An 11,409-nucleotide genomic window follows, 5' to 3' on the forward strand; every position below is an offset into this window, starting at 1 on the left:
TTGGCCCCAACCTTTTGTTGGAGCCAAAGCAGGATCGAATTTCCTGACACCTGTCAGGTAAACGCTGATGCCGGTGTGCTGCCGCTTGCTCGACAGCTACTTCTTCTTGTTCTCAGGCAGCGAATGTCCCGAATGAGCGTATTCAGGTCAAGGGAATGGCGACCCACTGCTTAAACGCGGGGCGCAGTTTCAAGCGCCGGTGCCACGCTTCGATAGCGGGAAGTACTGGCCGCTCGATGGAGGGCATGGCGTACCAGGTATTGATCAACACTCCCAGAGGAATATCACCAATACCAAACGACGGGCCGCTGAACCATTGATTGGAGGCGAGGCCGCTTTCGGCTATGTGGAGAGCGTCGGCAAACTGCCTGGTCGCGGCATTGATCTTCGCCATATCGCGCTCAGCTTCAGGAGTGCGCACCAGCTGTTGGATCATGACGGTGAAAGGCGCCGCCAGTGTAGTGCTGCACCAGTCCATCCAGCGATCAGCGCTGGCACGATCTTCAAGCGTTGGCGGCAACAGGGTCGATTGGTCGCCGTAACGGGCCACCAGATAGCGCACGATCGCGTTGGATTCCCACAGTACGAAGCCGTCATCTTCTATGCAGGGAATCAGCCCGTTGGGATTTTTGGAGCGATAATCATCGCTATCGACGACGCCAAATGCGCCGCCTGCATCAACCTGATCAAACGGAATTTCCAACTCTTCGGCGCACCACAGCACCTTTTTTACATTGCTGGAGTTTTTCCTGCCCCAAATGGTCAGCATAACGCCTCTCCCCGGTGGATGAGCTGCACGCCAAAGCGATGCTCCTGGATATTATGTTATGTCGTTACTTCTCACCATATTAGCCGCTTGCGACGAGTATATGTCATTTTCAGCCGAACGTTCGTGCTTGCTGGAAAATTGACCAGAAGGCGGTGCAGCCCTCTGATAGCGGGGCGATAGGTTTAAATGTCGCAAGTCTTATACCAAAGTTCTATGCGCTGCCTGCAACGCCTTAAAAGGTGTTATGGAAACGCTTTTCTTATAGTGGAAACACAAGCTTTCAAGTAGCGGAATAGAGGGATATGTCAGCCATGCAAGTGAGTCTGTTGACACGGCTGAATAAACTGTCCGAACAGGCGTATGAAACAAAATGGAAACTGCATCCGTTTTGATGGAGCAGGCTGCCTACGGCGATTGGATGAGGTGCCATTCAATTGGCAGCGCAGCACGATTACGGTATCTTTCTCACACATTATGAAGCGGGCGTTGTAAGCCCAGACCGGTCCAGGTGACGCTATCCGCAGTTGCCGCGCAGGGAATCCAATAATCAGCAGGTAAATTTCCCGAGCGCGTTCGCTCAGAGCTATCAGCGTATGAGTAGCTGGACCCTGTTTCCCATTCGGAGAAGCCCATGAAGTTCGAGGCAACAGAAGACATCGACCCCATCGAAACCCAGGAATGGCTTGATTCACTGGTATCGGTGATGGACCGCGAGGGCGATGACCGGGCGCGCTATCTGCTGAGTCGCCTGGCCGATCGTTTGCGGCGTGACGGTATGCAGCCACCGGTTTCGCCGACCACTCCCCATCGCAATACCATTCCGGTGCACCGCGAAGCCAAGATGCCGGGCGATGTTTTCATTCAGCGCAAACTGCGCTCGGCGATCCGCTGGAACAGTGTGGCGCAGGTGCTGCGCAGCAATGACAAGCATAAGGGCCTGGGTGGGCACCTCGCCAGCTTCATGTCGAGCTGTACGTTGTATGAAGTGGGCTTTAACCACTTCTTCCGCGGTGGTGAAGGACAGCAGAAGGCCGACATGATCTACTTCCAGGGGCATATTGCGCCTGGCATTTATGCGCGCTCCTTCATGGAAGGGCGCCTGACCGAAGAGCAGCTTGATAACTTCCGTCAGGAAGTCAACGGCAACGGTCTCTCTTCCTACCCGCACCCCTATCTGATGCCGGAGTACTGGCAGTTCCCGACCGTCTCCATGGGGCTTGGGCCGATCACCGCCATCTATCAGGCACGCATGATGAAGTACCTGGATCATCGCGGCATTGAGCCGGCAGGTGATCGCAAGGTCTGGGCGTTCCTCGGTGATGGCGAGTGTGATGAAGTCGAAACACTGGGTGCTATTCACGTAGCGCGCCGCGAAGGTCTTGATAACCTGATCTTCGTGATCAACTGTAACCTTCAGCGTCTTGATGGCCCGGTACGCGGTAACGGTCGCATCATGGATGAGCTGGAAGGCATGTTCCGCGGCGCCGACTGGAACGTCATCAAGGTGGTGTGGGGTGGCCTGTGGGATCGTCTGTTTGCCCTCGACAAGAAAGGCTTCCTGCAACGCACCATGGACACGACTGTCGATGGTGAGTATCAGAGCTACAAGGCGCATGATGGTAAATACGTGCGCGACCACTTCTTCGGCAAGCACGAAGAGACCCTCAAGATGGTGGAGGAGATGTCCGACGAAGACGTCTTCAAGCTCAATCGTGGTGGTCACGACCCGCAGAAGGTCTACGCGGCCTATCACGAGGCGTTCCACAACGCGAACGGTCGTCCTACCGTGATCCTGGCGCATACCATCAAGGGTTACGGCATGGGTGCAGGGCATGGTGAAGCCGAAATGGGCGCGCACCAGACCAAGTCGATGAACGTGGAAGCGCTGAAAGGTTTGCGTGACCGTTTCGATATTCCGGTGACCGACGAGCAGATCGAACAGCAGATGCCTTACTACAAGCCTGCTGATGATTCGCCGGAAATGCGCTACCTGCACGAGCGTCGTCAGGCGCTGCACGGCTATCTGCCGAAGCGTGACACCACTCACGATGCGCTTGAGATTCCTGAACTCGACAGCAAGATATTCGCCAGCCAAATCAAAGGCTCCGGTGATCGCGAGCTTTCGTCCACCATGGCGTTTGTGCGCATTCTCAGCGGCTTGATCAAGGACAAGACGCTTGGTTCGCGTGTTGTACCGATTGTGCCGGATGAGTCGCGTACCTTCGGTATGGAAGGTCTGTTCCGCCAGATTGGTATCTATGCCAGCGAAGGGCAGAAGTACGAACCGCAGGATCACGGCCAGATCATGTTCTACCGTGAAGACAAGAACGGCCAGATTCTGCAGGAAGGCATCAACGAAGCCGGCGCCATGGCCTCGTGGATGGCGGCTGCGACGGCATACGCCAACTATGGGCACGCACTGCTGCCGTTCTACATCTACTACTCGATGTTCGGCTTCCAGCGCATCGGTGACCTGGCCTGGGCCGCTGGCGACATGCAGGCGCGCGGCTTCCTGCTCGGTGGTACCGCAGGGCGTACCACGCTCAACGGTGAAGGGTTGCAGCACCAGGATGGTCATAGCCATATTCTGGCAAGCACCATTCCCAACTGCCGCTCCTATGATCCGACCTACGCGCACGAAGTAGCGGTGATCGTTCGCGACGGCCTGAAACGCATGACGCAGGACAACGAAAACTGCTTCTACTATCTGTCGTTGATGAATGAGAACTACGCTCAGCCTGAACTTCCGGAAGGCAGCGAAGAGGGCATCATTCGCGGCATGTATCTGCTCAAGGAAGATGACAGCAACAGTAGCGCTCCGCGTGTCCAGTTGCTGGGTTCCGGCACCATTCTGCGTGAAGTCCAGGTGGCGGCAGAGCTGCTGCGCGATGACTTCGGCGTCAGTGCTGATATCTGGAGCGTCACCAGCTTCAACGAACTGCGTCGCGAAGCGCTGGAGATTGATCGCCAGTCCTTCCTGAATATCGGCCAGACGCCAGCCAAGCCTTGGGTTACCCAATGCCTTGAAGGGCGTGAAGGGCCGGTGGTTGCCAGCACCGACTATATGAAGCTGTTTGCAGATTCGGTTCGCGCCTGGGTACCGGGCGACTATCATGTGCTCGGCACGGATGGCTTTGGCCGCTCTGATACCCGCGAGCAGCTGCGCCATTTCTTCGAAGTGGATCGCTACTTTGTCACGGTAGTGGCGCTGAAAGCGCTTGCCGATCAAGGCAAGGTGGAGCGTGAAAGCGTCAAACAGGCCATCGAAAAATACGGAATCGACGTCAGCAAACCCAATCCCCAGTACGTATAAGAGAGACTGGGTAGCGCCGATGCCTGTGAGCATCGGCTGATTGATTATGGCGTGATGCTGATGAGAGGAGCGCGAACTTGAGCAGCGAAATCATCAAGGTACCCGATATCGGGTCCGACGAGGCGGTCGAAATTATCGAAGTCTCGGTAGCAGAGGGTGATGAGGTGTCGGCAGAAGACACCATCATTACGCTGGAATCCGACAAGGCGTCGATGGATATTCCGGCGCCCAAGGGCGGCAAGGTCAAGCATGTGCTGGTGGCCGAAGGCGACAAGGTCTCCACCGGCGACGCTATTCTTGAGCTGGAAACAGTCGCCGAGAGCGATACCGCCGACACACAAGGCGACACGGTAGAGCAAGAGGCCGAGGCGTCAGCCGAAGCCGAGAAAGCACCGGCAGCAGCACCGTCCGAGGCGAGTGCAGCGAGCCACTCTTCCTCAGCGGCAAGCAGTCGCGAGATCGAGATCAAACTGCCTGATATCGGCGAAGACGCAGTTGAAATCATTGAGGTGGCCGTGAAGGCCGGCGATCAGGTGGAAGCAGAAGAGACACTGATTACGCTGGAATCCGACAAGGCGTCCATGGATATCCCCAGCCCCGACAGCGGTGAGGTCATTGAGCTGACGGTAGCCGAGGGTGACAAGGTATCGACCGGAGACGTGATTGGCCGTCTCAAGGTAGCTGGTGGCCAGGCGACTGATGCTGAAGAAGCGCCTCAGCAAGCAGCTTCCGAGTCATCTGCCAGTGACGAGAAAGCGGCTTCTGCGAAGCAGGAAAACCAGCCTTCATCGAATGCCTCCAGCGAGCCGCAGCGCAAGGAGCTACGTGTTCCGGATATCGGCAGCGATGGTGCGGTGCCGGTCATCGAGGTGGCTGTATCGGCTGGCGATGAGATTGCCGCAGAAGATACGCTGCTGACCCTTGAATCCGATAAGGCCTCCATGGATGTGCCAAGCCCCTACGCTGGCAAGGTTGTGGAAGTCAGCGTGAGAGAAGGCGATGCACTGAAACAGGGCGACCTGATTGGCTTTATTGAAGTAGCAGGTGCTGCTGCGGCTGAGAGCGCCTCTGAAGGGCAAGCGGAGAAATCGGTAGAGCAGGCCGAGCCTTCCCGTAATGCTGCGCCAGTAGCGCCTTCTGCACCTCATTCACCGCAAGCTGCGGTACGTGAAGGTCATGAGCCCAGCACCGAAGCGCTTAGCGAAGAGCAGCGTAACCAGCGTCCTAGTGTGCATGCAGGCCCGGCGGCACGTCTGATGGCGCGCGAACTTGGCGTTGATCTGGCTGACGTAACGCCTTCCGGCCCGCGCGGTCGCGTAGTGAAAGAAGATATTCAGCAGCACGTCAAGCAGGTGATGAGCCAGAAAGGGCGCCCAGGCGCGCAACCGGCTGCTGCGGCACCTGCTGCTTCCGGTGCCGGTATTCCGCCCATTCCCGCAGTGGATTTCAGCGCCTTCGGTGAAGTGGAAGAGAAACCGATGGGGCGTCTGCTCAAGGCAGGAGCCACCAATCTGCATCGCAGCTGGCTCAACGTGCCTCACGTAACGCAGTTCGATGAAGCGGATATCACCGAGCTTGAAGCGTTCCGCAAGAGCGTCAAGGAAGAAGCCTTCCGTGAAGGTGCCAAGCTGACGCCGGTGCCCTTCATGATCAAGGCGGTGGCGCATACCCTGCACAAGTTCCCGCAGTTCAATGTGTCACTGCATCCGGATGGCGACAAGATCATCTGGAAGAAGTATGTGCACATCGGTATTGCCGTGGATACACCTGATGGGCTGATGGTGCCGGTACTGCGTGACGCCGACAAGAAAAGCATCATCCAGATTGCGTTGGAATTTGCTGATCTTGCCAAGCGTGCGCAGCAGAAGAAACTCAAGCGCGAAGAGATGCAGGGCGGCTGCTTCACCATCTCAAGCCTTGGTTCGATTGGCGGTACTGCTTTCACACCTATCGTCAATGCACCTGAGGTGGCTATTCTGGGGCTGTCACGCTCCGAGATGAAACCGAAGTGGGATGGCAAGGAGTTCAAGCCGCGCTTGATGCTGCCGCTCAGCCTCTCCTACGATCACCGTGCGGTTAACGGTGCCGATGCAGCGCGCTTTACGGCGTATCTTGCCAAGGTGCTGGCCGATATTCGTCGTCTGACGCTGTAATCGAGCAGCGCGGCCCTCACCGCCCGTTGAAGCGGGGTTGGGGGTCGCGTTGTTTTCCTGCACGCTGTATAGTTTTCGTCTTGCCAGAGATTTGCTGGCGAACGATGGCTAACCTGATTCCGTGAAGGCGCCCTGGCGGCGTCTTCGCTGATACTTATCGCTCTGGTGACGTTGGCGAGACGCCACCACATGCTTCGGCCCCTTTTCGGGCCGCTTTTCGTTACACGAAAGCCGTCGCGCAAACTGTCTGCTATTCAGGCTTGTAAGGCGGTGCCAGAGCGGTTGCCCTGCACAGGGAAAACCGCCCGGCGACACGTTTTCAGGCATTTGTCCGGCCAGCCAAGCGCCGGATTCCATTTGATCTATCAAGGACCGCATCCATGCGTTTGATTCTGTTGGGCGCCCCCGGCGCAGGTAAAGGTACTCAGGCCGCCTTTATCTGCGAGCGCTTCGCTATTCCCCAGATTTCTACCGGTGACATGCTGCGTGCCGCCATCAAGGAAGGCTCCGAGCTGGGTCGCCAGGTCGAGCAGGTAATGAACGAAGGCAAACTGGTCTCCGACGACCTGATCGTGGCGCTGGTCAAAGAGCGCATCGCGCAGCCCGACGCCGCCAATGGCTTCTTGCTGGACGGCTTTCCGCGCACTATTCCGCAGGCTGATGCCCTCAAGGACGCTGGTGTAAAAATTGATCACGTCGTTGAAATTTCAGTGCCCGATGAAGAGATCATCGACCGTCTTTCTGGCCGTCGCGTGCATCCCGGTTCTGGCCGCATCTATCACACCGAGCATAATCCTCCCGCCACCCAGGGACAGGATGACGTGACCGGTGAGGCGCTGATCCAGCGCGATGATGACAAGCCCGAAACCGTGCGCAAGCGCCTCGATAACTACCACCGTCAAACCGAGCCGCTGGTAGGCTACTATCGGGATTGGGCCGCCGCTGAACCCCAGCAGGCACCGCAATACAGCAGCATCAACGGTGTCGGCAAGTTCGAAGAGATTCGTGCCGAGTTGGTCAAGGCGCTTGAGGACTGAATGAGCATGCGCCCACTACGCGTGTTGGCGCTGGATGCGTCATCCAGTGCCTGTTCGGTGGCGTTATGGCAGGGGCAGGCGGGCTGCGCTGGCGCGCTCTCCGGACACTACGAGGTGGCGCCTCGCCAGCACATGCGCAAGCTGCTGCCGATGGTCGATGCGGTGCTATCAGAAGCGGGCATCACGCTTGATGAAGTCGATGCCCTGGCGTATGGCGTTGGCCCCGGTTCGTTTACAGGGCTGCGTATTGCGGCGGGTACGGCACAGGGGCTGGCCTTCGGTGCTGACAAGCCATTGATCGGTATCTCTACTCTGGCAGCGCTGGCGCTTCAGGCCTGTCGTGACGGCGCAAGCGGGCAGGTATGTGCTGCCCTTGATGCTCGCATGGATGAAATCTACGTGGGGTGTTTTGCGGTCGATAGTGCCTCGGGCAGCCCCCGCGTGACAGCGCTTGACCAGGAACGAGTGATTGCGCCGCAGCATTTGGGCTTGCCGGAAGGCAGTTTCATGGCCATCGGTGCCGGTTTCAACTACCTCGACCGAATGCCTGAGCAAGTGCAGCAGCAACTTGTGCTGCACAGCAAGGATGTCGAGCCTGATGCGCGGGAGATTGCGCAGCTGGCGGCACTTGAGCTGGCCGCACAGCGATTGAATGCCCCCGCCGAGGTACAGCCGGTCTATCTGCGTAACAACGTTGCCCAGCGTTCAACGCGCGGGCCGCTGGACTAGATAATGAGTGCTGCGGCTGTCTTTACGCTTGAAAAACGCCCTGAAGGGTTGGTGCTGTGCTGCGATCCACCCTCTTTTGGGCATCCTTTGCACGTTGATTTCGTCGCTGGCAAGGCGGGCCATCGGCGTCGCTTTGGGGGCGGACGAGGGCAGCTGATTGCGCGGGCCTGCGGGTTCAAAGCGGGGGTTACCCCCAGCGTTGTGGACGCTACCGCTGGCCTCGGGCGCGATGCCTTCGTGCTCGCTTCACTGGGGGCTCAGGTGCTGATGATCGAGCGCGTGCCTGAAATCGCCGCGCTTCTCGAAGAAGGTCTGGCGCGAGCAAGAGCGCACAGCGATGTCTGCGACATTGCCGCCAGAATGTATCTGCAAACAGGGGATGCCACCCGTCATTTGGCGCAGATGGTAGAAGCCAGCGGCGTTGCACCGCAGGTGGTGCATCTCGATCCGATGTTTCCTCATCGCGAGAAAAGCGCGCTGGTGAAAAAAGAAATGCGCCTGTTCCGTGAACTGGCCGGCAGTGATGATGACGCCCCCCGGTTACTGGAGGCGGCACTGGAGGTGGCGACCCATCGCGTGGTGGTCAAGCGCCCCAAGGGCGCGCCGCCCATTGAGGGGCCGCTCCCCCAGCATACCGTGCTAGAGAAGAATAGCCGTTACGATCTCTACGTGCATCGGTCGTTGCGGGCTGATTAACGTTTTTTCTTTTTACCGCGCTGACGGCCATTACCGCCGGAGGAAGGGCGTGCCGAGGGCGCGCCTTTCTTTTCCTTGGGAGCACGGAATAGCAGGAACAGATCCAGGCAGAGTTCCGCAAGCTGGTTCGAAAGCTCCGTGGCGCGACGTGGCGAACTCGCCAGCTCGGCAAGATCAGGGTCTTCCTCTTCGAAAAGCCCTGACAGCGCCATGAAGGGCAGCAATAGTTGAGCCGCCTGCTCTTCATCATTGCCGAACCAGGCTTCTTCATTCAGGAACACCGCTTCCATAAAACCTGCACACCACTCACCGGCAGGGGCATCAAGAGGATGACCTTCGATCTCGGGATCGAACGGCAGCTCGGGCAGCAAACCGCGCTCAAAGGCAAGCGTTGCATTGCGTTGCAGGGTTTCGCACAGTCCTAATATATGCTGGCGCTGCGCCTCATTGCTGAAGGCTGGGTCACCGTTGAACAGCACTGACACCCACACGGCAGCATCAACGGGTTCAGGAGCGATCGCCAGCGCCACAAGAAAGCCATGTGCCTCGAAGACGCCCAGTGCTTCGGCATCCACCTGATCCGAGTCGAGAAACTCGTCGAACTGTTCGAGCGATTCATCGTCGAGTAGCGGTATTTCGCGTGCGTCGTCTGTTTCCGAAAAGGGAGAAGGCGTCATTGCGTTGATCCTGTGAGTCATTAAAGTAGGCGCAGCGGTTGCTACTGATACGTTGAGCGGTGGCTGTGTGTTGCCGTCTACCGAAGAACGCGCCAATACGGTTAGACACGTTGCTGCGGTCACACGAGGCATCCCCCGGTCATTCGGTGCGGCGCGAACATCTCGCATTGCCCGATCACCTGTCGCTGAAGGGTATTCTATCAAGCATGATCCCAACTCTGGACCCTGGAGATGCGTTAGCGCCGCTTTTTTCTCCGGCTGATGATGACGTGCTGGCTGAATTGAGTGCTGCTGAGCTAATGGCGGAGGTTGAGCGCCAGGTAGGGCGTTGTATGGCACATGCCCAACGCTGGTTTCCCAGACTACCCGACCCGAAGGTGTGGGGCGATCTGCGCGGCAAAAGTGCGGGGCAGGCGCATTTTGGGCGTGGCGGTGTGCGTTTCAATAAAGTGCTGCTGAGCGAGCAGCCGCGTATCTTTATCAACGAAGTGGTGCCCCACGAAATTGCACACTGGGTTGTGTATCACGGCATCTCGGCGCGCGTCGCTCCGCATGGCAAGGAGTGGCGCAGGGTGATGGTGGTGATGTTTGGATTGCCGCCTGCGGTAACGCACCGATTCGACACCAGTGTCGCAAGCCCTGCTCCTTATCTCTACGGCTGTGGATGTCGCGATGAATACGGTCAGTTGCGCCTTCACGGATTTAGTCTGCGTCGCCACAATGGGGTGGGCAAAGGGCGTCGTTATCTCTGTAAACGCTGCCGCCAATCGCTCTATTTCATACGCAAGGCAGGTATTGAAGACGAAGCTCACACCTGATTGTGGTCTACTTGTCTGCATTAACGCAGAGTAATCATGGATTAAGATGCTCTGCGCGAAAAGTTGAATGGCTTAATGCGACAAAAGGTGTAGTGTAAGCCTCTATACGAAAGTGTCAGTGACAATGTCGCGTAATCGTCTATAGCTCCGCTGGCTGCCGCTTTTGGGGTGTTTGATGCGGGTATGCTGGCGTTATTGGATTCATCGTTACTTTCTAAATACTGGCGGTGGCAGCACATCAGGGAAGTGTTGCCAATCGGTTGATTTAATATAGCAGCGTGTATAAAAAAGCTGCCGTCGCAGGATGTTGGGAGATTACCTTATGGCTCTGGCTCAAAAGTTTATTGTTGCCGATGATCATCCGCTGTTTCGCGCTGCGCTCACCCAGGCGCTCGCCAATGTAGTAGACAAGACAGATATCGTAGAAGCAGACACCATGGAGGCAACGACCGAAGCCGTCCAACAGCACTCCGATGCCGATCTTATTCTGCTGGATCTGCATATGCCCGGAGCGCACGGTTTCTCTGGCTTGATTCAGTTGCGAGGTCAGGTGCCCGATATTCCTGTGGTGGTCGTTTCCGGTAGCGAAGAGCCTCATGTCGTGCGCCGCGCCATTGATTACGGTGCCTCCGGTTTTATTCCCAAGTCAGCCTCGCTCAGCGTTATTGGTGATGCCATTCGCGCGGTGCTTGATGGAGAAGTGTGGTTGCCCGAGCACATCGCTGATGCGCTGGGTGAAGCCAACGAGGAGGAGTCTCGTTTTGCAGAAGCCATCGCTTCATTGACGCCGCAGCAGTTCCGCGTACTGAACATGCTGAATGAAGGACTTTTGAACAAACAGATCGCTTACGATCTCAATGTCTCGGAAGCCACTATCAAGGCCCACGTCACAGCCATTCTACGCAAGCTTGGCGTTCATTCACGTACCCAGGCTGTGATCGCCGCGCAGCGTCTTGAGCTGGAACCGCCCAAGGTCGAAGGCTAACCGCCGCCGCATTGATATTGCGCAAGAGCTTACGGGCTATCAGCGCATATTCTTGAGCGTGGGGAAGGGCGCTATGTAAAGCTCTTCTCCAGCGAGTTATTAAACAGCGGACGATAGGAGTGCCGATCACTGGCATTCACATCGTCCGCTGTTTGCGTGAGTCATCCGTGGCGCTCAGATTGCTGGCCGCTTGCAGGCTGATTCGACATTCTGTGCAGCACAGCTGAATCAA

General features: G+C 57.3%; 9 protein-coding genes. 7 read left to right on the plus strand and 2 right to left on the minus strand.

Annotation, left to right across the window (positions count from 1 at the left end):
• Positions 1-142: 142 nt before the first annotated feature.
• A complete protein-coding gene (locus tag L881_RS0104930) occupies positions 143-769 on the minus strand; it encodes a glutathione S-transferase family protein (protein ID WP_025732605.1) in 627 nt (208 codons plus the stop codon).
• A gap of 631 nt (positions 770-1,400) precedes the next feature.
• Between L881_RS0104930 and aceE the strand changes: the two genes are divergently transcribed.
• The 5 genes from aceE (at position 1,401) to L881_RS0104955 (ending at position 8,697) form a co-directional block, all read left to right on the plus strand.
• On the plus strand, positions 1,401-4,082 hold the full coding sequence (aceE, locus tag L881_RS0104935; protein ID WP_025732606.1) for a pyruvate dehydrogenase (acetyl-transferring), homodimeric type: 2,682 nt from the start codon (positions 1,401-1,403) through the stop codon (positions 4,080-4,082).
• Between the two features lie 77 nt (positions 4,083-4,159).
• Complete coding sequence (gene aceF, locus L881_RS0104940; RefSeq protein WP_025732607.1) at positions 4,160-6,235, plus strand: dihydrolipoyllysine-residue acetyltransferase; 2,076 nt, start codon at positions 4,160-4,162, stop codon at positions 6,233-6,235.
• Between the two features lie 380 nt (positions 6,236-6,615).
• A complete protein-coding gene (gene adk / locus L881_RS0104945; protein WP_025732608.1) occupies positions 6,616-7,272 on the plus strand; it encodes an adenylate kinase in 657 nt (218 codons plus the stop codon).
• Positions 7,273-8,001, plus strand: a complete 729-nt coding sequence (gene tsaB, locus L881_RS0104950; RefSeq protein WP_245587926.1) for a tRNA (adenosine(37)-N6)-threonylcarbamoyltransferase complex dimerization subunit type 1 TsaB — start codon at positions 7,273-7,275, stop codon at positions 7,999-8,001.
• A 3-nt stretch (positions 8,002-8,004) separates the two neighbouring features.
• On the plus strand, positions 8,005-8,697 hold the full coding sequence (locus L881_RS0104955; protein WP_025732610.1) for a class I SAM-dependent methyltransferase: 693 nt from the start codon (positions 8,005-8,007) through the stop codon (positions 8,695-8,697).
• On the opposite strand, the gene L881_RS0104960 is transcribed toward L881_RS0104955, so the two are convergent.
• On the minus strand, positions 8,694-9,374 hold the full coding sequence (locus tag L881_RS0104960; RefSeq protein ID WP_051464795.1) for a YecA/YgfB family protein: 681 nt from the start codon (positions 9,372-9,374) through the stop codon (positions 8,694-8,696). The two genes, L881_RS0104955 and L881_RS0104960, sit on opposite strands and share 4 nt — an antisense overlap.
• A 110-nt stretch (positions 9,375-9,484) precedes the next feature.
• Here L881_RS0104960 and L881_RS12860 point away from each other — a divergent pair, with 110 nt between their 5' ends.
• Both L881_RS12860 and L881_RS0104970 read left to right on the plus strand, forming a co-directional pair.
• The gene (locus L881_RS12860; protein WP_245587927.1) at positions 9,485-10,192 is read left to right on the plus strand and encodes a SprT family zinc-dependent metalloprotease; all 708 of its coding nucleotides are present in this window, start codon (positions 9,485-9,487) and stop codon (positions 10,190-10,192) included.
• A gap of 322 nt (positions 10,193-10,514) precedes the next feature.
• Positions 10,515-11,177: a response regulator gene (locus L881_RS0104970; protein WP_025732613.1), complete on the plus strand. Its 663-nt coding sequence runs from the start codon at positions 10,515-10,517 to the stop codon at positions 11,175-11,177.
• Positions 11,178-11,409 lie beyond the last annotated feature (232 nt).

The sequence above is a fragment of the Carnimonas nigrificans ATCC BAA-78 genome, assembly GCF_000526695.1.
GTDB classification, from domain to species: Bacteria; Pseudomonadota; Gammaproteobacteria; order Pseudomonadales; family Halomonadaceae; genus Carnimonas; species Carnimonas nigrificans.